The sequence below is a fragment of the Ensifer sp. R1-3 genome, assembly GCF_056739175.1.
This window is the reverse complement of the sequence record NZ_CP096517.1, coordinates 45,722-67,409: the sequence shown is the minus strand read 5'-3', so window position 1 is coordinate 67,409 and position 21,688 is coordinate 45,722. Positions and strand designations below refer to the sequence as shown.

The 21,688-nt window shown below is 60.8% G+C and carries 16 protein-coding genes and 1 pseudogene; 6 read left to right on the top strand and 11 right to left on the bottom strand.

Features of this window, described 5'->3' with window-relative positions; genetic code table 11:
• Nucleotides 1-42: 42 nt before the first annotated feature.
• From selB to fdnG, 7 genes are read right to left on the bottom strand one after another with little or no spacing between them, the layout of a single operon-like run.
• A complete protein-coding gene (gene selB, locus M1D43_RS25210) occupies nt 43-2,043 on the bottom strand; it encodes a selenocysteine-specific translation elongation factor (protein WP_027989006.1) in 2,001 nt (666 codons plus the stop codon).
• The gene (locus tag M1D43_RS25205) at nt 2,040-2,834 is read right to left on the bottom strand and encodes a tetratricopeptide repeat protein (RefSeq protein WP_013845161.1); all 795 of its coding nucleotides are present in this window, start codon (nt 2,832-2,834) and stop codon (nt 2,040-2,042) included. Before M1D43_RS25205 ends, selB begins: the two co-directional genes overlap by 4 nt.
• A complete protein-coding gene (gene selA, locus M1D43_RS25200; protein ID WP_027989005.1) occupies nt 2,821-4,221 on the bottom strand; it encodes an L-seryl-tRNA(Sec) selenium transferase in 1,401 nt (466 codons plus the stop codon). The genes M1D43_RS25205 and selA overlap by 14 nt, the downstream gene beginning before the upstream one ends.
• Nucleotides 4,222-4,225: 4 nt before the next feature.
• Nucleotides 4,226-5,146 carry a formate dehydrogenase accessory protein FdhE gene (gene fdhE / locus M1D43_RS25195; RefSeq protein WP_010967003.1) on the bottom strand — a complete coding sequence of 307 codons (921 nt, stop codon included), beginning with the start codon at nt 5,144-5,146 and terminating at the stop codon, nt 4,226-4,228.
• 38 nt (nt 5,147-5,184) lie between these two features.
• Complete coding sequence (locus tag M1D43_RS25190) at nt 5,185-5,871, bottom strand: formate dehydrogenase subunit gamma (RefSeq protein ID WP_010967002.1); 687 nt, start codon at nt 5,869-5,871, stop codon at nt 5,185-5,187.
• Nucleotides 5,849-6,841, bottom strand: a complete 993-nt coding sequence (fdxH, locus tag M1D43_RS25185; RefSeq protein ID WP_153315252.1) for a formate dehydrogenase subunit beta — start codon at nt 6,839-6,841, stop codon at nt 5,849-5,851. The genes M1D43_RS25190 and fdxH overlap by 23 nt, the downstream gene beginning before the upstream one ends.
• On the bottom strand, nt 6,838-9,927 hold the full coding sequence (gene fdnG, locus M1D43_RS25180; protein WP_192937441.1) for a formate dehydrogenase-N subunit alpha: 3,090 nt from the start codon (nt 9,925-9,927) through the stop codon (nt 6,838-6,840). The genes fdxH and fdnG overlap by 4 nt, the downstream gene beginning before the upstream one ends.
• A 2,050-nt stretch (nt 9,928-11,977) precedes the next feature.
• Here fdnG and repA point away from each other — a divergent pair.
• From repA to M1D43_RS25160, 4 genes are all read left to right on the top strand, one after another.
• Nucleotides 11,978-13,153 (top strand): plasmid partitioning protein RepA, encoded by a 1,176-nt coding sequence (repA, locus tag M1D43_RS25175; RefSeq protein ID WP_027989002.1) that lies wholly within the window; start codon nt 11,978-11,980, stop codon nt 13,151-13,153.
• On the top strand, nt 13,150-14,151 hold the full coding sequence (gene repB, locus M1D43_RS25170; protein ID WP_014528146.1) for a plasmid partitioning protein RepB: 1,002 nt from the start codon (nt 13,150-13,152) through the stop codon (nt 14,149-14,151). Before repA ends, repB begins: the two co-directional genes overlap by 4 nt.
• A 155-nt stretch (nt 14,152-14,306) precedes the next feature.
• On the top strand, nt 14,307-15,512 hold the full coding sequence (repC, locus tag M1D43_RS25165; protein ID WP_027989001.1) for a plasmid replication protein RepC: 1,206 nt from the start codon (nt 14,307-14,309) through the stop codon (nt 15,510-15,512).
• A gap of 304 nt (nt 15,513-15,816) precedes the next feature.
• Nucleotides 15,817-16,233, top strand: a complete 417-nt coding sequence (locus tag M1D43_RS25160; protein WP_017277075.1) for an organic hydroperoxide resistance protein — start codon at nt 15,817-15,819, stop codon at nt 16,231-16,233.
• A 208-nt stretch (nt 16,234-16,441) separates the two neighbouring features.
• On the opposite strand, the gene M1D43_RS25155 is transcribed toward M1D43_RS25160, so the two are convergent.
• A complete protein-coding gene (locus tag M1D43_RS25155) occupies nt 16,442-17,098 on the bottom strand; it encodes a TetR/AcrR family transcriptional regulator (protein WP_014528143.1) in 657 nt (218 codons plus the stop codon).
• Between the two features lie 110 nt (nt 17,099-17,208).
• Between M1D43_RS25155 and M1D43_RS25150 the strand changes: the two genes are divergently transcribed.
• A complete protein-coding gene (locus M1D43_RS25150) occupies nt 17,209-18,798 on the top strand; it encodes an ABC-F family ATP-binding cassette domain-containing protein (RefSeq protein WP_014528142.1) in 1,590 nt (529 codons plus the stop codon).
• Between the two features lie 221 nt (nt 18,799-19,019).
• On the opposite strand, the gene M1D43_RS25145 is transcribed toward M1D43_RS25150, so the two are convergent.
• From M1D43_RS25145 to M1D43_RS25135, 3 genes and pseudogenes are all read right to left on the bottom strand, one after another.
• On the bottom strand, nt 19,020-19,988 hold the full coding sequence (locus tag M1D43_RS25145) for a quinone oxidoreductase family protein (RefSeq protein WP_010968231.1): 969 nt from the start codon (nt 19,986-19,988) through the stop codon (nt 19,020-19,022).
• A gap of 53 nt (nt 19,989-20,041) precedes the next feature.
• On the bottom strand, nt 20,042-20,608 hold the full coding sequence (locus M1D43_RS25140) for a TetR/AcrR family transcriptional regulator (RefSeq protein WP_015241741.1): 567 nt from the start codon (nt 20,606-20,608) through the stop codon (nt 20,042-20,044).
• Between the two features lie 9 nt (nt 20,609-20,617).
• Nucleotides 20,618-21,044, bottom strand: a pseudogene (locus M1D43_RS25135) (aldehyde dehydrogenase family protein); the annotation flags it as partial.
• Between the two features lie 281 nt (nt 21,045-21,325).
• Between M1D43_RS25135 and M1D43_RS25130 the strand changes: the two are divergent.
• Nucleotides 21,326-21,526 (top strand): type 2 periplasmic-binding domain-containing protein, encoded by a 201-nt coding sequence (locus tag M1D43_RS25130; protein ID WP_017277073.1) that lies wholly within the window; start codon nt 21,326-21,328, stop codon nt 21,524-21,526.
• Nucleotides 21,527-21,688 lie beyond the last annotated feature (162 nt).

The window sequence follows — 21,688 nt, the reverse complement described above, 5'->3', positions numbered from 1 at the left end:
ATGCCCTTACGGATCAGACCTTCTAAGTATTGAAAGGGATATTCAAGAGCCGGCGTGATAGAATTTGAAGTCCGGACGCTCCACCGGGGACGAACCTCTTTCCTCATCTGCCTCAGGAACAGGTCCTTCGTAAAGATCGAGCCTGTGCGGGTTAACCCGGCGCACGTCGCCGTGCCGGATCGTCACTCCCTGACGATCGAAGAATTCCAGGATTTCGATCGCCACCTTTCTTCCATTGTTGACACGGTCGCGGAAGAGACCTGCGGAAAATTCGCCCCGCTCGGCATTGGCCGCGACTTGCCTGATGATCGCGACCATTTCCGCTGTCGTCTGACGGGTGAAGAAATGGTCATGCCGAATCTGGTCGACACGGCCGAGCCGTGCACAAAGTTTGAGGATGCGGCGTATCTCTCGCTCGTCGACGCCCAGCGCTTCGGCGAAATCGCGGACTCGAGGCGGACGGAATCTCCCCTCGCCTTCCAGATGTGGAAGGATTCGGGCATAGAGTTCCTCCTCCTTTTCGCTCAACCGGACCTCGTGGCCCGGCAATCGGACGAAGGCGCCTTCGAGCACCAGGCGCCCCGCCGTCTGTTCGGCCCTAAGCGCAACCAGAAAGGCCGGCGGAGGCAGTCGTGGCGTGACCTGCAGCCGAAGGCGCTCGCGACCGATCCCCTGCAGATCGGGGTTCTCCACATGAAAGGCGCTCAATACGCGCTGGACCTCGTCGGAAAATGCGGCTCGCTGGCGCTTCGACAGCGCATGACGCACCGCCGAGCCTTCGATGACCTCGGCCGAGGCAGACCTGATCGCGTTCTGCAGTTCCGCCTCCGATAGGGCCCGGTCGCGTGCAAAGACGTCAAGATCGACGAGAAATGGCGGAACATCCAGCAATGCCGCGAGCGCTTCGCCAGCATGGGACAGAGATGCGGCCTGCAAGTAGCTCAGCCGCTCGGGAGAGCGCCGCTTGCGCGCGGGCGCCCGCAGGTCCAGGAGCCGTCCTCCACCGATCGTGCGCCGGGCTGAAACGTCGCGCAGAATAAACCGGTCGCCGACAGCAGCCGCGATCGGACGGTCGAGCACGAGTTGAACCCGCCGACGCTCGCCCGGCAACAGTGGTCCCTCGAGCGGCACGATGCGAATGCCGGTCTCAGCGCTCGCGTGGTGGAAGCGGGCCGAAAACCATTCCCCGATCGGCTTCGTCTCACTTTCAAGCACAGAGAGATCCGCGTCGAGCCTGTCGCTCGGCGCGTGCAGATGGGGATCGACCACCATGTCGCCTCGGGTGATTGCGTCCTTCGAGATCCCCTCGCCCGCAAGGTTGAGCGCACATCGTTGCCCGGCAAAACCGCGCTCGGCCCTCTGGTTCTGAGCATGTATGGAACGTACGCGCGCAGAGCGACCCGCTGGCGAGACCGTCACCTGGTCGCCCACGCCGACGGACCCCGAAAGCACGGTTCCGGTGACCACGGTTCCGGCGCCCGAAAGCGTGAAGCTCCGATCGACGGCGAGCCGGAAACGGCCACCGACAGCCGATGCCGCGGTCGCACACTCGGCAGCCGCCAGCCGTTCCTTCAACAATTCGATCCCCTGCCCCGCCGCCACGGAGACGGGAAGTATCTCCGCATCGCGGAGGCTCGTCGACGAGAGCACCGCTCCTATTTCATCGGTCAGGTTCTCGAGGCGGGCAGGATCGGCAAGGTCTGCTTTTGTGATTGCGACCAGACCGCGGCTGACGCCGAGCAGATCCAGGATCGCGAGATGTTCGAGGGTCTGGGGTTTGATGCCATCGTCTGCCGCAACCACCAGCATGGCATAGTCGATGCCGCCCGCCCCGGCGAGCATGGTATGAATGAAGCGCTCGTGACCGGGGACGTCAACAAATCCGGTAACGGCGTCCTTTGCAAACCGGGCATAGGCAAAGCCGAGATCGATGGTGATGCCGCGCGCCTTTTCTTCCTTGAGGCGATCGGTGTCGACACCGGTCAGTGCCTTGACGAGCGTCGTCTTGCCATGATCGATATGCCCGGCCGTGCCGACGATCATGGCGCCCGCCTTGAAAGCGGCTCTTGCGCCCGACGTTCCGCTTCCTGGATCTCCGCCGGCGAAAGGCTGTCACGAACCGGTCCCATGAAGGGCTTTGCCAGGGTGCTGCCGCCTTCCGTCGCCCGGATCAGCCAGACCAAGGCAGTCACACCATTGCGTATCGTGCCCGCCCCCATATGGCAGGCCGCTCCCAGCATGGCCTGGGCGTCTGCGTCGCCCCTCTCTGCAGCCTTCAGCCACCAGTAGACGGCCTTTTGCGCATCGCGTTCGACACCGAGTGCGTTGTGGTGGAGCATGCCGAGCCGCGTCATCGAGGACGCGATGCCGGCCTCGGCGGCACATTCCGCCCAGCGTCGCGCCTCGAGCGGGTCGGCCGTCATGATCTCGCCTTCCAGCAGCAGCCAGCTCAACATGTCCTGGGCCGGCGCGTCGCCCTTTTCAGCGGCGCGTCGATAATATTCGGCTGCGATGCCGTAGTCGGCATCGGTGCCGGCGAGCCCTTGCATGTGCAGGGCGGCATAGTTGCGTTGCCCGACGGGATCCCCGGCTTCGGCCGCCAGGCGCAGCCATTTGCACGCCAGTTCTCGATTCTCCGGCACCCCGAGCCCTTCTGCGAAGCAGGCGCCGATATTGTTCTGCGCCCGCGCGACGCCGGCACGCGCCAGAGGCTCCCAGATGCGCAGCGCCGACCCGTAGTCGCCGGCTTGGGCGCGTGCCAGGGCCTCGGCCATCGGATCGGCCACAGGCGCCGTCTGGGGCTTATTGCCTCGAAGGCGTTCAAGCCACCGCATCGCCGCTACCCTCGGACAGGGTTTTGAGGAATTCCGCCTCATCGGACAGACAGCGCAGGTCCAGAACCAGCGCACCATCCCGGAGGCGCCCCAGGATCGGGCGGGACAGAGACCGGAACAGAGCTGCGAGCGCTTCGAGTGCGCTCCCGCTCGACCCAACGATCCTCAGGCCGGCGCTCGGGATCGTGTCTACGGGAAGCGCCCCGGAGCCTATCTGGCTCGAACAGCTGCAGACCTCGACAGCGTAACCGCTCGGCGCCAGCATCGCGCCGACCTGCGGCGCGAGCCGCTCCGCCTGTGCGCGCACTTCCGCTTGCACGCGGGACAGCATGAAAAGTGTCGGCAGGCGCGAAGCCAGCCGATCCGGATCGCGATAGAGCTTCAAGGTAGCAGCCGTCGCCGCGATACGGATCTTGTCGACACGCAGCGCCCGCTTCAGCGGATTGCGGTTGATCTCGGCGATCAGGTCCCTGCGCCCGACGATGAAACCCGCCTGCGGACCGCCCAGCAGCTTGTCGCCGGAAAAGGTGACCAGATCGGCTCCTTCGGCGACTGCCTCTCGCACCGTCGGCTCCCTGCCGAGACCATAACGCGACAGGTCGACCAGGCTGCCCGAACCGAGATCGTTGAGAAGCACCACACCTCTTTCATGGGCGATTGCCGCAAGCTCGGCACCCGGGACCTCCGCGGTGAAGCCCTCGATCCTGTAATTCGACGTATGGACCTTGAGGATCAAAGCCGTCTCAGGCCCGATCGCCTTGACGTAGTCCTTCGCGTGGGTGCGGTTGGTCGTGCCCACTTCGACCAGATCGACGCCGGCGCGCTCCATGATGTCCGGCATGCGGAAAGCGCCGCCGATCTCGATCAATTCACCCCGCGAAACGATCGCCTGACGCCCGACACCGACCGAGTTGAGAGCGATCAGGACAGCCGCGGCATTGTTGTTGACGACGGTGGCATCCTCCGCTCCCGTCAGCTCGCACAGCAGTTCCCGCAAATGGCTGTCGCGTTCGCCGCGCCCACCGGAATCGAGATCGAATTCAAGCGCGGCCGCTTCGCGCATTGCATCGACGGCGGCATCGACCGCCTCCTGCGCAAGCAGCGCCCGGCCGAGATTGGTATGAAGCACCGTCCCCGTCAGATTGAACAGCGGGCGAAGGTTCGAGCGGCTGCGGTCATCGAGCCGGCTCAGCAGAGCGGCAACAATGCCATCCTTGCCTGGCAGCGCCCCACCGCTCCGCACGGCAAGGCGGACTTCGCCCAGTACTTTGCGCAGTTCGTCCGTCACCACGGCGCGGCCATGCTGCTCCACAAGCGGCGACACGGCCGCCGCGTTCAGCATCTGGTCGACGGAGGGCAAGGCACGAAGATCGACAGGTCCCGACATTGGATCAATAGCCCATCAGGAACGGGTCAAAGCCCGCCCGCTTGTATTCCGTGTCCTTCATCAACAGGTCGAGCCCGAGGCTCGCAACATCATCGGCGACGACGTCGAGCGAAGGGTTCTTGTTCTGGTAGAGGATCTTCATCCAGCTGTTGCAGGTGTCGCAGACTTCCGCCTTGACCGTCGCCTCTTCGTCTCCCGTCTCGACGGCCTGGTAGCCGATGCCCTTCGTGGAACCGCAGGCGAGACATTTGACCCGAACCTCATTCCACATCGTGGCGCAGCAGGAACATGAGGCATAGCGCGCGCCTTCGGCACCATGAAAGCCGATGACCATGGATGCGACCGGCCTGCCGCCGCAGGCGGGACAGACCCCTACCCGGATCGGCACGAGCCTGCTGCCGTCGAGACCGGCAGCGAGGCGCGCCGCCTGGATTTGCATTGCGGCAGCAACGTAAAGGTGGTGAGCGAGGCTCTCGACCGGCAGGTCGTCAGCCATGACGTTGCCGATCATCCAGGTCAGCATTTCCTCATCCGCCGTCCGGACCTGTGCAAGCGCTTCTGCGGCGGCAGCCGGCTTCTCCAGGGCTTCAGCCTTCTCAAAAAATTGCTGCAACACTTCGCGGCAATCCGGCGACCCCCCCATCGCTGCGCGATCGATGGGGGGCATGGCATTCGCACGCGCACGCTCAACCCGATCGGCCGGGACCGGCTCCGGCGGCGGCAATGCGGATACGAGCTCGCTCTGGATTCGCGTGATCCCCGCCAGGAAATTGAGATAGGGAGCGAGGTGGCTGCCTTGGGCGAGTGCCTCGAAGCGACTGGCGCGATCGTTGAAGAGGCGTGCCAAATTCGGCTTCAGGACAAACGGTGCCTTGGGAACGCCGCCGATCACCGATGGATCGGGCTGTACAGGGGATACGGACATTTCACCTCGCGGGCCGACCGGCCACAGCTCGTTTCCGGTTATTCTGCAGGATCGATCCGGCCGCGTCCAGCCAGTTCCTTGAGCCACTTGCGATGATGCCGCCACGCCCAGCCACCGGTGACCGAGCCCTTCGTCATCGCGCGGAACGTCCCGCGGGTCCAGAAGGCCGCATAGACATGAACGATGAAGACGCAGATGATCAGCACCGCCGCCACGGCATGGGCGAGCACCGCAAAGCGCTTCGTCTCGATCGACGTATAGCTGTAGAAGTACTGATCCCAGATGATGACGCCGGTTATGATCAACGCGACGATCAGCAAGGCCATTGCCCAGAAGATCACCTTCTGGCCGGCATTGTACTTGCCCATTTCCGGCAAGCGGTCCTCGTGCCCGCCGATCACGTCGCGAATGCCCGTGAACCAGCCCATGTCCGCTCTGGTGAAGAGGTTGGCCTTCCAGAGCTGGAAGAAGAAAATGTAGAAACTGAAGAAAAGCACCACGCCGATCCACGGGTGCAGCATGCGCGTGTTCTGCCCCCCACCGAACAGGCCGGTCAGGAAAAACAGCGACGGGTGGAACATTGCCAGGCCGGAAAGCGCCAGCAGGATCAGGCTGGAGGCCGTGATCCAATGATTAACGCGCTTGCCCGGCCCATAGCGGTCGACTGTGACCGGCGGTCCGCGATGGATGGCATCTTCCGGTTCAAGATCGCTGGCCTTTGTCATCAGGCGTCCTCCCTGCGGCTCCGGCGCTATCGACGAGCCTTTCCGCACTCTCTTCGTCTTCCGGCTGCACACGATTGGCCCGGCCGAAGACGCCGTGGAGAATTGCCCCGGCGGCCACGAGACCCATTGCGGCGAGACCTGTGTATTTGGTCACACCCTTCCATGCCTGGACCACGGCGGAAATCTTCGGATCGTCCGGCAGATCGGAGTAGATGTGCGGCTTGTCGTTGTGATGCAGCACATACATCACATGCGTGCCGCCTACGCCCGGCGGATCGTAAAGGCCTGCATTCGTATAACCGCGGGATTTGAGATCGGCGATGCGGTGTTCCGCATGCTTCTTCATATCCTCCTTCGTGCCGAACACGATCGCCTGGGTCGGACAGGCCTTGGCACAGGCCGGTCCCTGGCCGACGGCGACCCGATCGGAACAGAGGGTGCATTTGTAGGCGCGGTGATCGACTTTCGAGATGCGCGGAATGTTGAAGGGACAGCCCTTTATGCAATAGCCGCAGCCAATGCAGTTCTCGTGAACGAAATCCACGATGCCGTTCGTATACTGGACGATTGCGCCCGGCGCCGGGCAGGCTTTCAGGCACCCCGGATCGGCGCAGTGCATGCAGCCGTCCTTGCGGATGAGCCATTCGAGATTGTCGGTCTCGGGATTGACCCACTCGGCAAAGCGCATGAGCGTGAACATGTCCTCGGTGAGGTCATGGGGGTTGGTATAGTAGCCGACGTTTTCGCCGATCCCCGGATGCGTATCGTTCCACTCGACGCACGCAGACTGGCAGGCCTTGCAGCCGATGCACTTTGAGACGTCGATCAGCTTGGCGACAGGCGTGAGCTGCCGCTCGGGCGGCGGCAGCTCGGTGGTTGCCGAGCGGCGTACGAGATCCCGCTCGGTAAGGTTGCTTTCCATCGGCTGAACCGGCGGATTGCTGACGGCGGTGCGAGGACTGTCCATCATACTGTAGCCTCCTCGGGCGCCGTCGATGGTTCGATATTGACCAGGAATGCTTTGTATTCCGGCGTTTCGATATTGGCGTCACCGACGAAAGGCGCAAGCGAGTTGGGGCCGAGGCCCTTTTTCGCCGAGCCGGTGAACCCCCAGTGAAGCGGGATGCCCACCACATGGACCGGCTTGCCGTCGCACATCAGCGGCCGGATGCGCTTGGTCACCACCGCCTTCGCCTTGACCGAACCACGCTTCGACCACACCCGGACCCAGCCGCCGTTTTCTATATTCTTCTCCTCTGCCAGTTCCTCGGAGATCTCGACGAAGAATTCCGGCTGAAGCGCGGAATTCACGCGGTTATGCTTGGTCCAGTAGTGGAAGTGTTCCGTCAGCCGGTAGGAAGTAGCCGCGTAAGGGAACTCGTCCGACAGCCCCATCTGCGCCACGTCCGTCTGAAAGACGCGGCTGACCGGGTTGCCCCGCATCTTCGGATTGAAGACGTTGGCGACGGGGGATTCGAAAGGCTCCATATGGGCCGGGAACGGCCCGTCCCGCATCAAACCGCGTGAAAACAGGCGTGCAGTCCCCTCCTGGTTCATGATGAACGGGCCGATTTCGTCCGGCTTTGCCGTAGGAGCAATATCGGGCACATCGTAGCCCGCCCACTTCGTGCCATCCCACTCGAGCAGCTTACGTGAGGGATCCCACGGCTTGCCCTGCAAATCGGCCGAAGCACGATTGTAGAGCGTGCGGCGATTAAGCGGCCAGGCGAATGACCAGCCGAGATAAGCGCCAGTGTCGTCCGGATCGTGGTTGTCGCGGCGGGCCATATTGTTGCCCTGCTCGTTGAAGTTGCCGGAATAGATCCAGCAACCGCACATGGTCGAACCGTCGTCCCTGAGTTGCGAGAAGTTCAGGATCTGCTTGCCGGCCGCGACCTGCACCTTCATCGGGTTGGCAGGATCCATGAGGTCCGTCAGTGCCCGACCGTTGATTTCCTTCGCCAGCTCCTCCGGCGTAGGTTCGTTCGGATCGGCATAGTCCCATGACAAGTTCAGGATCGGATCGGGGAACGCGCCACCCTCGTTGCGATACATCTCCTTCATCCTGAGGAATATCTGGGCGACGATGTAAGTGTCGTGCTTTGCTTCGCCGGGGGGTGTTCCACCTGCCCAGTGCCACTGCAACCATCGGCCCGAGTTTGTCAGCGAGCCCTCTTCCTCCGCAAAGCAGGTCGTGGGCAGCTGGAACACCTCGGTCTGGATGGATGCGGTATCGACAGGGTTGAAGTCGCCATGGTTTTCCCAGAACCGTGCGGTCTCTGTGTCGAGCGGGTCCATCGTGACGAGCCACTTCAGGTTCGACAGCGCCTTGGTGTTCTTGTCCCGGTTCGGGAAGGCAAGAAGTGGGTTGAAGCCCTGGCAGATGTAGCCATTGACCTTGCCGGCATACATCAGCTCGAACACGCGAAGCACATCATAGGCCGGCACGTCGAGCTTGGAGAGGTAATTGAAGGCCCAGTCGTTGTCGATCCGGGCGGCATCCCCCCACATGGCCTTCTGGAAGGAGACCATGAACTTCCTGTAGTTCTGCCAGTAACTTGTCTGCCCTGGACGCAATGGTTTGAACTGGCGTGTCGACATATAGGTCGTGAAATCCACGTCCTTTTCCGTCGGCATCGTCAGATACCCCGTGAGCAGATGCGACATTAGACCGAGGTCAGTCAGTCCCTGGATGTTGGAGTGGCCGCGAAGCGCGTTCATGCCGCCGCCGCGCACGCCGATATTGCCGAGGATGAGCTGCAGCATGGCCATGGCGCGGATGTTTTGCGAACCGCTGGAATGCTGGGTCCAGCCGAGCGCATACATCGACGTCATCGTCTTTGTCGGAGACGAGCATTCCGAGATCATCTCGGCAACCTTGAGGAACTTGTCCTTGGGCGTGCCGCAGATCCGTTCCACCATTTCCGGCGTATAGGGGGCGAGGTGCGCCTTCAGCAGATTCCAGACACAACGCGGGTGCTGGAGCGCCGGGTCAGTTACGACGAAGCCGTCGTCGCCGAGGACATAGTCCCACGTCGACTTGTCATAGTCGCGCTTTTCCGCGTCGTAGCCCGTGAAGAGGCCGTTCTGGTAGCCGAAGCCGTCCTTGACGAGATAGGAGGCGTTGGTGAACGCCTTCATATAGGCCCACTGCACCTTGTCGTTGTCGATGCAATACTTCATCACCCCGTTGAGGAAGGCGATGTCGGTTCCCTGACGGATGGGAGCGTAATAGTCGGATACGGACGCGGTGCGGGTATAGCGCGGATCGACCACGATCAGCTTCGCGCCCCGCGTGGCCTTCGCCTCGGTCACCCATTTGAAGCCGCAGGGATGCGCTTCGGCCGCATTGCCGCCCATGACGACTACGAGGTCGGTATTTTTGATGTCGGTCCAGGAGTTGGTCATCGCTCCACGGCCAAATGTTGGGCCCAAACTGGACACCGTAGGGCCGTGTCAGACGCGCGCCTGATTATCGAAACCGACTATTCCCAGAGCCTTGGCGAATTTGAAGGTCGCCCAGGCCGTTTCATTGGTGGTCGCCGACGCGGCGAGCATGCCGACCGTCGTCCAGCGATTGATCGGAACGCCTGCGGCATTCGCCGCGATGAAATTGGCGTCGCGGTCATCCTTCATCAACCGTGCGATGCGGTCGAAAGCATCCTCCCAGGAGATACGCTCGAACTTATCCGAGCCCGGCTTGCGGTGCATCGGATACTGGAGACGGGTCGGGGACTTCACGAAGTCCTTGAGCGCCGCCCCCTTGGGACAGAGCGTACCGCGGTTGGTCGGATGATCCGCATCGCCTTCGATGTGAATGATGTCGGCAGCCTCACCCTTGCGGAGGTCGCCCTTCGAATAGATGATGACGCCACAGGCGACGGAACAGTAGGGACAGGTGTTGCGCGTTTCGGTGGTCGTCGTCAGCTTGTGAGGCCGGACATGCGCGACGACCGCCGCCTCAGCCTCACCAAACCCCATCGCACCGAGTGACGTTGCCGCAGCCCCTGCTCCAGCCAGCTTCAAAAAGCTGCGCCGTGAGAGGTCTACATTCATGGGAACAGCCTCCATCTCGTGTCAGCAACAATGGAGTCTAGGCCTCGACACCAGCAAGTCAAGGTGGAGTGATATCGTCAAAGAAAGCCGCCGCAGCGAGCGGAGGCGGGCATCCAGAGAGAGGACGCGCCTGTGTTGCGCGTCAGTTGCCGAATAATGTTCCCCGCGGGGAATTCGGAGAGTGTTCCCCGCGGGGAACATTGGAACCGTGGGACCAGTTCCGGTACTAGCCGAGCGGTGGGTTGCCGCGGTCAGGAGTGGCGGAAGTTATCAGCAAGATAGCTTCCATAAGGCCGTAAAATGTGTTTTTCTTCAATAACTTATAGCAGCCTCAGAAAACACTCGTGATGCCCGTCCGACCAGCATCACAAACCTTACCTTAAGTCGGTCGGCTCCCGCAAACTGTAATTTCTCGGCCACTAATGCCACGGCTTGTGGAGCTGTCAGCGTGACCATTGCGCATCGCCGCAGTCGGATCTGCCGCTGTCTCGCTGTTTAGCTCGAAAGCCGAAAGCCGAAAGCCGAAGGCATATGTCTGGCCCTGCTCTAGCTCGCCGATCTACTTGAGAGAGGAGCTACGATTGAAATGATCAAAGTAGGTTCACCCCGCCGGTTCGCCGCTACGGATACGCTCACCCAGCCGTGCGCCCTGACCACCCATGACGGCCTGACCACCCATGACGCCCTGCCCTCCTCCGTCAGCGGTCCGAGCGACCAGCGTCCTTCGCAAAGGCATGGGGTTCTTCGGGGGTCGATTAGAGGCAATCCTTCACGGGAAGGCTTCTACAGCAAAAGCCGGCTGCCGGGCCAATCGGCGCCGAGCGTGACTCTCGTCTTGCGGCGTTGTCGAGATCTCCTCCAAAAGTTCCCCGCGGGGAACAGTTGAAGCTTGGCATTCGGCCGCACCTGAAGCGCCGGGAAAGTCAGACCCGCGGCAAAGTCGATCACCGTCTATTGGATCACCACCCCGCCGCGAGTAGTGTTCCCCGCGGGGTACACAGTCGGTGCACGACGTTTTGCGCGACGGCGAATGAAGCCTCGGCAAGACCGTGAGAGAACGCCAAGTGAACCGTCGAGTTCCACCGCGGCGGTCGAGCAGGGCGGTAGTGTCGCGGCGACCGGCTTAAAAGAAGTTCCTATCGCAAGAGATCGTCAGCCGCTCGACACGATAGTCCGTCCAAAGGATACCGACACTCGTGCAACCAGCGTGTCCTTTAATGCGGCCGCACTTTCCCGCCTCAACAGGAAGTTTGCCTTGCACCGAAGCAACCGGGCCTGACATTTCGTCCTCTAGCGGCATCTCACACCTGCCGTAGATGGTCGCATCAACGGAGCTACGGTCGGCACGCCGCCAAGTTCCCCGCGGGGAACGTTTGGCTTCACTCTTGTCTGAGGCAATCGTCTGGACCGAAAATCATATTACGGGAACAGGTCCTGCCGATTGCCAAATATACGCAACCTTCACCGCTACTCTAGTCTCGAGGCGTGGCCTATGCATTGTGTATCTCCGGCAACCTGTTCGCGCCCGAACGCCGCCAGCTTTCCGGCGGAGAACCATCCGGTGCAGTCGTTCTCGATAATGACCCACGAGATTGAGGCAGGCCGGAGCGCAGGCGAGCACCGAGATGCCGAGCTGTTCCCAATACGGCACATATGTCTCGCCTTGGCGAGCAGTCGGTACTGCGCGCCAGCGTCGTCGCTTCGAGAGTTCCCCGCGGGGAACTCTGCGAAGAGTTCGGCAGATCTCCATTGAAAGCAACGGCCAACCATTTCCGCAGTGAACCACTATTGCGTCTCCGCCCAGCGACGTCTGCGCACATCTTCGTCCAAAAAAGAGGCGGGGAGGGTCGAGAACCGGCATGCACTGGCGCCTTCCCCCCGGCTCTGTGCGTCATCCACAGCGCGCATTGATGGCCATAGCCGAATCGGAGTACGTCTTAGTTGCGGAAATTTTTCGAATTTGCGTGTTTTCGAGTAGTTACGTGGCGATTAGCAAGCGGTTAACCACTTCACTGCTTAAGTGACGGAAACGATCACAGGGATTCTTTCGATGACGCGACACCTAAGCAGCCTCGCTTTCATGGAGAATTTTTCCAGTAAGCTCGAAATGGCACTGAACAACTTGAGCATGGCGCAGTTCCCCCCGAACGCGCGTCGCACAATGCGCAAGTTCACCTCTACCGAAGTTGCCACCCTGCTGGGCGTAACCGAGGCCTATATCCGCCAGGTTGCCGCCAAGGAACAGGGCCCTGAGCCCGAAATCGCCAACGGCCGGCGCTTCTACACGCTCGAGCAGGTTCTTGAGCTACGTATGGCTCTTGCGGCAAACGGCCGGAAGAAATGGATGAACCCCCGCCGGACAGGCAATGAGCAATGCCAGATCGTTGCGGTCACCAACTTCAAGGGCGGCTCCAGCAAGACCTCTACCACAATCCATCTCGGTCACTATCTGGCACTCAAGGGCTATCGCGTGCTGGCGGTCGATCTCGACCCGCAAGCATCTCTCACCGCGCTCCATGGTAGCCTGCCCGAATTCGATTACCGCGGCGGCGATACACTTTTCTCAGCCATTCGTTTCGACGATCCCGTCCCGACGAAATCCATCATCCACAAGACCCACATCGTTGGTTTCGACGTCATCTGTGCCGGCCTCGAACTGACCGAGTTCGAGACGGCCGTCGCCCTCGAGATGCGGCGGTCAGCAGGAACCGGTTTCTTGCTTCGCGTTTCTCAAGCTCTGGAGCAGGTCGCCGGTGACTACGACTTCGTCCTTATGGACTCGGCTCCGTCGCTGAACTTCCTGACACTTTCGTCGCTGACCGCCGCGACTGGAGTCATCATCCCGGTTCCGGCACATATGCTGGATGTGGACTCGACCGCAAAGTTTTTGGAGCTTGCCGGGTCGTACATGCAGATCCTGAATGAGGTGGGCACCGCCGCTCAATGGGACTTTGCCAAGTTCCTGATCACAAAGTTCGAGCCGAACGATCATCCGCAAGCGAATATGTCCGCGCTGATGAGACAGGTGTTCGGCGAGGATCTGCTCCTCAACTCCGTCATCAAGTCGACCGCGGTGGCCGATGCTCTGACGTGGAAGCAGAGCCTTTACGAGGTTCAGAGGTCCCGATTTTCGGCGCCGAAAACCTACGACCGCGCCATCGAGTCGATCAATGCTGCCAATGCTGAACTCGAGGGCCTCTTCTGGAAGGCATGGGGGAGAGAATGAGCCGCAAGGATTCCAAGGGCCTTTTTGCCAATGTCCTCGGACAGCTGGAAAATTCTGCAGAGAAGGGCGGGATGCAGCGGTCGACATCGCCACATCTTCTCAAAGTTGCAGCCGGCGTCCGTCAGATGCAGGAACGCAGCGAACTTGCCGAACGCCTTCTCAAGGATGGTGGCCAGATCGTCGAGATCGATCCAGACGAGATCATGGAATCGGCCATCCGGGATCGCTTTGATTCCGGCTACAGCGAAGCCGGTATTGCGGATTTGCTCGAGTCGATGCGCGAGCATGGACAGAGTACTCCTGGCTTGGTCCGCCCGGTTCGAGGGGCCGCAAGGCCGTTTCAGATCGTATTTGGCCGGCGCCGGCTTGCCGCTGCCAAACTCCTCGGCATCAAGTTCAAGGCAATCGCCCGGGAACTTAGCGACGAAGATGCGATCGTTCTCCAAGGGGAAGAGAACAGCAACCGCAAGGACCTGTCCTTCATCGAGCGATGCCTTTTTGCGCAATCGCAGGAGGCTGCCGGCTATCGCCGCGACGTGATCTGCAAGTCCCTGAGCACCGGCAGGTCGCATATCTCCGAAATGATCCGGATAGCGGCAGCATTGCCGCGCGAGATCCTGATGCAGATTGGTCCGGCTCCTGAAATCGGACGGCGTAGATGGATCGAGTTCGAAGTGCGCTGGGCGGCTCACCGGGAGCCCGCGAAGGTGGCGCAGTTGGTTCTGGAGCAAGAGCAGATTCAAGCCTCTTCCAGCGATCTACGCTTCGCTGCGGTTTTTGAAGCCCTTACCAAGGTTGATGTGAGGGCTGCAGCGTCTTCCACGACCGATCTGATCTCTCATGGCCTCGTGCTTGGCCAGATCCAACGCGGCAAGTCGGCTGCGAAGCTGACATTCAACAAGTCTGTGCCGTCAGGCTTTGTCGATTTCATTGCAGGTCAGATCGAAAGCCTGCACGACCAGTTCATGCAAAAGCAGAGTTCGAAACAAGGAGACTAACCCGCAAAAGAAAAAGGCCCCCAACGAACAAGCCGTGGAAGCCTTCCTCAGATTTGTAGCAAGATCGAGAATCGCATTTCCACGAATCACAGTCAAGAGTCCTTGGCACCGTTTTTGGTGAGCTGCTTTCTTTTGCCTTATCGAAGGTGAAGGAAATGGAGATTGGAAGTGTGACGACGCCCTTTGGGCGGCGGTCGATGACGCTTGCCCTGTTGGCAGGCCAGTTCATCTCCCGCGACATCGAACCTGGCAAGTCGGTCGACAAGTGGAAATTGTTTCGCTCGCTTTGTGCTGCCAAACGCCGTCTTGGCATCAGCGATCGGACACTAGCCGTTCTGAACGCGCTGTTGAGCTTCTATCCGGAGAACACGCTAAGCGGGGAGACCAGTCTGGTCGTCTTTCCCTCGAACGTTCAGCTGTCACTGAGAGCTCATGGCATGGCCGAGGCTACGCTCAGAAGGCATCTGGCCGCCCTCGTCGATGCAGGGCTGGTCGCTCGCAAGGACAGTCCGAACGGCAAGCGCTATGCACGCAAGACTCGCGATGGAGCGATCGGCACAGCGTTCGGCTTTTCGCTCGCACCACTGCTGGCCCGCTCCGGCGAAATAGAGCGACTCGCTGCCGAAGCCGAGGCTGATCGGATGGAGCTGCAGCGGCTACGCGAGCGACTGACGCTCTGCCGCAGAGACATCGCCAAGTTGATAGACGTGGTGCTCGTAGAAGTGCCGGGCCACTGGACGTCTATGCAGGAAGATTTCCGAAGCCTCGTCCAGGCTATACCGAGGACGCCCGATATCGCTGATCTCACCCCTTTGGTAGTGGCATTCGAAACGCTGCGCGAACAGGTGGCTAACCAGTTGCAAAAGCACATAAAACCACACGAGATGAGCGGCAATCCCGATCAAACTGAGCGGCACAAACAGGAATCAAAACCCGAATCTATTATTGAACTTGAACGTTGCTCTCGGAATGAGCGGTTAGACGGCCAAGCCATTGAACCGGCCAACAAGGCAAAAAGGACCTTTCCGCTGGGAATGGTACTGAAAGCCTGCCCGGAAATCATGAACTACGGTCCTGACGGTGCAGTGAGAAGTTGGCGCGACCTCATGATCGCTGCAGTCACGGTACGATCTATGCTTGGCGTTTACCCCTCGGCCTATCAGGAGGCCTGCGAGGTCATGGGACCGGAAAACGCCGGAGTCGCCGTGGCCTGCATTCTAGAGAGGGCAGGGCATATCAACTCTGCTGGCGGCTATCTGCGCGATCTGACCGCCAAGGCGCGGCAAGGGAAATTCTCGCTTGGCCCGATGCTCATGGCGTTGCTGAGAGCGAATGGCTTCGATGGGCGGGGGGTGTCGTGATACCGGCCGCCTGACCAACGCCGTGGGGACACAATCGGCACGGGCATATGCCGACCCGCGGGTGCCGAGCGATCCCACTCAAGCGGAATCGCCAGCGGCATCCACCCCTGAGCGTCGGGCGTGCTCCAAATTCGTCGGTCGCCGCACTTGGTAATCAGCGCCGGATCCCCCTGGCTACCTTCCAGCGATGTGCCTACATCCCGGTACAATTTCGGGGGTTTCGCAAACATTCCCGATACGTAGCCCAGGCAAAACACACGTCGTCAAATGTCGCGATCGTGCGACGTCACGAACGGAGTGTCTGATGACAACGCAGGAAAAGGTTCTCTATACAGGCAAGACTCATACGACCGGCGGCCGCGAAGGGTTTGCCCGCAGCGACGATGCCCAACTGGACGTCAGGCTTTCGCCGCCCGGCGGCGGCAAAGCCGGAACCAATCCCGAGCAGCTCTTCGCCGCCGGCTGGTCAGCTTGTTTTATCGGTGCACTAAGTCTAGCCGCGTCGAAGCATAAGTTGACGCTCCCGGCCGAAACGGCAGTCGATGCTGAAGTCGATCTCGCCAAATCAGATGGCGGCTTTTTCCTTCAGGCCCGGCTTGCCGTCAGCCTGCCCGGCATCGACGCGCACCTTGCGCGATCGCTCATCGCCGAAGCGCATCAGACCTGCCCCTACTCAAAGGCAACCCGGGGGAACATCGAGGTCGATCTGACACTCGCCTGACCGAGTTCGTGATCCAAGGAGGTTTCGATGAAGCGTCTCATAGTCGGCATACTGACATTCGCCGTGGTTGCAGCGCCTTGTATCTATGACATATTTTCCCCGGAACCCTCGGCGCTGGCCGGGCTCCTGGCAGCGTCTGTGCTGCCACTTTAAGGTAGGGGAATGCCGCCAATTCGATGAAGGATCGGCTGCGAGACCAGCGGATCCTTCACACGCCCAGCGGTCGATTGGGTTCGGGCATCATGGCAGTCTGGAAAACGGCCCAGCGGCTTTCGAACAGGCGAAGACGTTCGGAGGCATCCGGACTTTCGGACAGGCAGAGGCGGACACGGTTATTCGCGCCTTCCAGCAAATCGATGAGGACGTGGCAAATCTCTATGGCAGATCCCGGCACGACCAGGCCGGCGGCCTGAGCCGATATGATCGCCTGCACGAGGGGTTCCAGTGCAGCACTCGACCACGCTGCCAACCTTTCCCGCAATGGCAGCGAAAACACGGCCTCGGCGGTTACCGACAGATAGAAAGCGGAATAATCACGGTCCGTGCCGAACCGGAAATATCTGAAAGCCATATCGCGCAACGCTGCAAGAGGTGCCTCACCTTGTCCCGCTGCTTCGGCAAGCGTCTTGCGGAAGCGAACGAGGTCACGTTCGACCACGGCTTCCAGAAGCGCCTGCCTGTTTGGATATCGCCGATACAGCGTGTGTTTCGAGATTCCGAGCTCCGCGGCAATCTCTTCCATGGAAGAGTTCGCAATCCCCTTGCGGGCAAAGGTCGAGCGGGCGCTATCCAGAAGACGGCGGGTCAGAGCCTCGGCCTCTTCCCGGGTGGGGCGTCCGCCGGCACGTCTGCGAGCTCTAATCATGGATGTCCGATGCCGTCCGATGGGCGGGACGGACAACGCCATTGTCCGCACCGCTGATTAATGATAACAGCACGGTACCGTGCTGTTTTTAACATTGCAATAGGTTCGCCATGCCCTCCATCACGCTCTCCGCTCTCTCCTGGTCGAAACCCGACGGGGAGCATGTTTTTAGCGATCTCGACCTGGCGTTTGGTCCGGAGCGGACGGGTCTGGTTGGAAGAAATGGGATAGGAAAAACGAGCGTGCTCAACATTATTGCCGGTACTTTAAGGCCTTCCTCCGGCACGGTTGCCATCCAGGGACGTGTCGCGCTAGCGAGGCAGATACTTCGGGCCGGCGCCGATGAAACCATCGCCGACGTGTTCGGTGCGACGCAGGCGGTTGCGGTGTTACGGCGCGCTGAAAAAGGCGAAGCGAGTGTTGAAGAACTCGAAACTGCGGACTGGACAGTGGAAGAGCGGATAGTTTCCGCCCTTGCCCGGCTTGGATTGGAGGCGCGGGCGGATACGCTCCTGAACCAGCTCTCCGGCGGCCAGCGCACGCGGGCGGTGCTCGCCGCGGCAATATTCTCCGAGCCCGACTTTCTTCTTCTCGACGAGCCGACCAACAATCTGGATCGTGACGGCCGACGGGCGGTTATCGGCCTTCTTTCCGGCTGGCGCAGCGGGGCAATTGTCGTTAGTCACGATCGTGAACTGCTCGAAGAAATGGACGCGATTATCGAACTGACCTCGCTCGGGACAAAGCGCTACGGCGGGGGCTGGAGTGCCTATCAGGCGGCGAGGGCGGTTGAGTTGGAAGCGGCGCAGCAAAGCCTCACACATGCACGGAAGACCGCCGACGAAGTCGACCGCAAGGCACGTGCCTTGGCAGAGCGGCTGGACAAGCGTGACGCGTCTGGTACCCGAAAAGCGGCAAAGGGTGACATGCCGCGGATTCTGGTAGGCCGGCGTAAGAGCAATGCGGAAGAAAGCCGGGGCAAGAGTGTGGAACTCGCCGAGCGACGGCGCGCAGGCGCGCTCGACGCCGTCACAGCGGCCAAAGCGCGGATCGAGGTGCTACAGCCCTTTTCCATCCGTCTTCCGCGAACTGAACTTCCCGCCGGACGGCAAGTCCTTGCGTTTGACGGCGTGACGGCGGGCTACGATCCCGCCCGCCCGATCATTCGGGATCTATCCTTCTCGCTGGTCGGCCCGCGGCGCGTTTCGGTCACCGGCCCCAACGGGTCGGGCAAAACGAGTCTTCTGAAGGTAGTCACCGGAGAATTGCCACCCTTCAAAGGAACCGTTTCCGTAAATGTTCCATTCACTCTGCTGGACCAGAGCGTCAGTATTCTGGAGCGCGGCGAGACGATCCTCGAAAATTTTAAGCGGCTCAATCCCGGTGCCAGCGACAACGCCTGCCGGGCGGCATTGGCCAGCTTTCGCTTTCGCGCGGATGCGGCCTTGCAAAGGGTGGAGGCGTTGAGCGGCGGGCAGGTGCTGCGCGCCGGCCTTGCCTGCGCACTCGGCGGTTCCGATCCCCCATCGCTGCTCATTCTCGACGAGCCGACCAACCATCTGGATATCGACTCCATCGAGGCGGTTGAAGCTGGGCTGCTCTCCTATGACGGCGCACTCGTCGTCGTCAGCCACGACGAGACATTCCTTGCAAACATCGGGATAGGCACGCGTGTGGAGCTTTCGACCTCCAGGGGCTGATGCCGATCGAGATAATCGATGGGCACCCAATTCAGGGCACACTCAGAGCACAGCGCCTCGTCTGTGATGGGGCTGGCGCCGGCCATGAACCCCGCGGTCGAGTACGGCAATTCCACCGGCTAACCGACCCTCTTCAGAGGCATTCCATCACGTTAAACGACCATGGCTGCGGTCATGCCCGTGTCGGTTGGCGCTCCGAGATATAGTTCATGCGTTGCTCCTTACGGGATCAAAAGCAGTTTTCCGGTGGTTGCACGGCTTGCCATCGCGGCATGGGCGCCGGCGGCGTCGGCAAGGCGATAGGTTTCGCCGATCGTCACCGTGATTGATCCGTCCTCGATCCAGTCGAAAAGCTGCTTGGTGCGATCGAGAAGGAGTTCGCGCGTGTGGATGTGGTCCATGAACGTTGCGTAGCCGATCTTGATGCTCTTCGGCAGGTTCATGATCTCGAGCGGTCCAGGCCCGCCGAGCACTGGTCCGTACCAGCAGAAGGTACCGGACCGGCGAAGCGCTTCGATCGACCCCTTGAAGGTCTTGGGACCGGAGCCATCGTAAACGACGTTCACGCCCTCGCCGCCAGTCAAGCGCAGGACTTCGTCGGCAAACCGTCCGTCGGTATCGACGATGACGTGCTCGGCGCCAGCCTTTCTGGCGATCGCGACTTTGTCTTCGGACGATACGCGTCCGATTACTCGGCCACCCCTTAGCCTTATAATCTGTGTCAGCAGCAGGCCGACCCCGCCGGCCGCCGCATGAACAAGGGCGATGTCGCCCGGCTGCACTGGATAGAAATCCGTCGCGAAGTGACTGGCGGTGAGGCCCTGCATCATCGTGGATGCGGCCGTACGGTCGTCCACGGTATCGGGAATTTTCACGAGGGAGGCTGCCGGTATCGACTGGCGCTGAGCATAACTTCCGGGAGCATAGACCCAGGCGACGCGATCGCCGACTGCAAACTCGCCCGTTCCGTCGCCGACGGCAAGCACGCGACCAGCGCCCTCGACACCCAGAACTTTCGGGTTAGGGATGTCGGTCCAGGCCATACCTTGGCGCACGCCGATGTCCATGAAGTTGACGCCGGCCGCGGCGACCTCGACTACGACATGTGCCGGCCTTGCGACGGGCTCAGGGCGATCGACGAACTCCATCACGTCGGTACCACCGACCTCTTTCATCACAACGGCTTTCATGTATATATCCTTTTTGACTGTTCATTCCAGAAAAGGGCAAAGGTTTTGGCCTGCTAGGTGACTGCGCGAAGCGCCAATCGGCTGAGGGACTGCAGATGCTCCCGACCGGCTCCCCCACGTGCGGCTATCCTGATACCGGCGATATTGGCAACGAGGAAATCGGCCACCGCCTCAGCGGGCAATGAAACGGCTAAGTCACCTGCAGCCTGGGCTTCTCTGATGCGTTCAACGACGACGTTCTTAAGCCGACGATCGGCGGCGTGATGCAGTGCCGCCAGGTCCGGCCGGCTTTGACCGAACTCGCAGATCGAGATGACGCCGAGACAAGCTTGGTTTGCATTGTCCACAACGCGTTCCATCACCAACCGGATACCCTCCAGTGCACGTGGTTTGCCGCGCAACAAGGCGATATGAGCACTCGTCTCGCTCGCCGAATAGCGTTCCACCGCGAGGCAGTAGAGCTTCCACTTGTCACCGAAGGTGTCGTAGAGGCTCTGGCGGCCTATTTTCATCGCCTTTAGCAGCATCTCCGTCGAGGTGCCCTCAAAACCATGCTCGCGAAACACAGCGATCGCAGCGTCCAATGCCTCGTCCCTGTCAAATTCCTTGATCCGTGCCATAAAGCCTACTTAAGAATAATGGAACGATCTGTCAAGAATGGACTGCCGGGGCTCGAGGAAGGCTTCGAGGCCGAAGACGCCGAATTCGCGGCCGAAGCCTGATTGCTTGAAGCCCCAAAGGGTGCAAGCGGCTCGTGCGGTGCGCCATTGATGATTACACGACCTGCCTCGATGCGATCATTAGCGCGCTGTGCCGGTTCGAGGTCGGAAGAGAAGACATTGGCCTGCGGGCCGTAGTGGGTGTCGTTGGCGATCGAGATCGCTTCTTTCTCGTCGCGACAAGAAGGGACGCAGAGCACCGGACCGAAGATCTTCTCGCGGGCGACGCGCATGTCGTTGCGGACGCCAGAGAAGATAGTTGGACGAACGAACCAGCCTCGTTCGAGCCTTCCGGACGCCCTTCGCCTCCGACCAGGAGAGTTGCACCCTCTTTCCTGTTCGAGACGCAAGCGTGGCGCTCTCTGCTGCGGGAGTACAATTCCTCTCTGAGATCGCACCGGATTTGCAAACAATCGAGAATGCGATCGAGCATATCGGCGAGCATTCGAGTCGGCCCTCGGGAAGGCTTCGGCTCAACATAGCGCCGGGAGTTGCACGCATGCTGCTGGAGCCGCTGCTACTCGAATACGGCCGCCGCTATCCGGAGGTCGAGCTTGAGGTCGTGTCGGAGAAGGGCCTCGATGCCGGGGTACGACTTCCTGAGCGATTTCGCCCGATATGGTGGCCATTCCGATCACCCGACCCCGTTCCCTGGTTGTCGGATCGTTTGAATATTTCAAGGGGCGTTCCAAGCCAATCGTCCCGCTCGATCTGGTGCAGCATCGCTGTATCGAGATGCGCATGGCGAACGGCAGAATGTATCGCTGGGAGTTCGAGCGCCGGGGTGAAGCGCACGTGTTCAAGTTGCCGGCAATCTGACGCTGACGCGACGGGCCTTATCCTGGCGGCCGCGCATTCGGGCGCCGCACTCGCTTATATCGGCGAGTATTCGCTCGCTGCGCATATGGCTGCCGGACGCCTTAATCCGGTGGTGGAAGAGTGGTGCCCTGCTTATCCCGGGCTCAGCCTTTTTTTCGCAAC

Bases quoted from the DNA above. Each gene is read 5' to 3' on its own strand.
- selB (WP_027989006.1), bottom strand. From the start codon at position 2,043: ATGATCGTCGGCACGGCCGGGCATATCGATCATGGCAAGACGACGCTC.
- M1D43_RS25205 (WP_013845161.1), bottom strand. From the start codon at position 2,834: ATGCGGTGGCTTGAACGCCTTCGAGGCAATAAGCCCCAGACGGCGCCT.
- selA (WP_027989005.1), bottom strand. From the start codon at position 4,221: ATGTCGGGACCTGTCGATCTTCGTGCCTTGCCCTCCGTCGACCAGATG.
- fdhE (WP_010967003.1), bottom strand. From the start codon at position 5,146: ATGTCCGTATCCCCTGTACAGCCCGATCCATCGGTGATCGGCGGCGTT.
- M1D43_RS25190 (WP_010967002.1), bottom strand. From the start codon at position 5,871: ATGACAAAGGCCAGCGATCTTGAACCGGAAGATGCCATCCATCGCGGA.
- fdxH (WP_153315252.1), bottom strand. From the start codon at position 6,841: ATGATGGACAGTCCTCGCACCGCCGTCAGCAATCCGCCGGTTCAGCCG.
- repA (WP_027989002.1), top strand. From the start codon at position 11,978: ATGACGCGACACCTAAGCAGCCTCGCTTTCATGGAGAATTTTTCCAGT.
- repB (WP_014528146.1), top strand. From the start codon at position 13,150: ATGAGCCGCAAGGATTCCAAGGGCCTTTTTGCCAATGTCCTCGGACAG.
- repC (WP_027989001.1), top strand. From the start codon at position 14,307: ATGGAGATTGGAAGTGTGACGACGCCCTTTGGGCGGCGGTCGATGACG.
- M1D43_RS25160 (WP_017277075.1), top strand. From the start codon at position 15,817: ATGACAACGCAGGAAAAGGTTCTCTATACAGGCAAGACTCATACGACC.
- M1D43_RS25155 (WP_014528143.1), bottom strand. From the start codon at position 17,098: ATGATTAGAGCTCGCAGACGTGCCGGCGGACGCCCCACCCGGGAAGAG.
- M1D43_RS25150 (WP_014528142.1), top strand. From the start codon at position 17,209: ATGCCCTCCATCACGCTCTCCGCTCTCTCCTGGTCGAAACCCGACGGG.
- M1D43_RS25145 (WP_010968231.1), bottom strand. From the start codon at position 19,988: ATGAAAGCCGTTGTGATGAAAGAGGTCGGTGGTACCGACGTGATGGAG.
- M1D43_RS25140 (WP_015241741.1), bottom strand. From the start codon at position 20,608: ATGGCACGGATCAAGGAATTTGACAGGGACGAGGCATTGGACGCTGCG.
- M1D43_RS25130 (WP_017277073.1), top strand. From the start codon at position 21,326: ATGGTGGCCATTCCGATCACCCGACCCCGTTCCCTGGTTGTCGGATCG.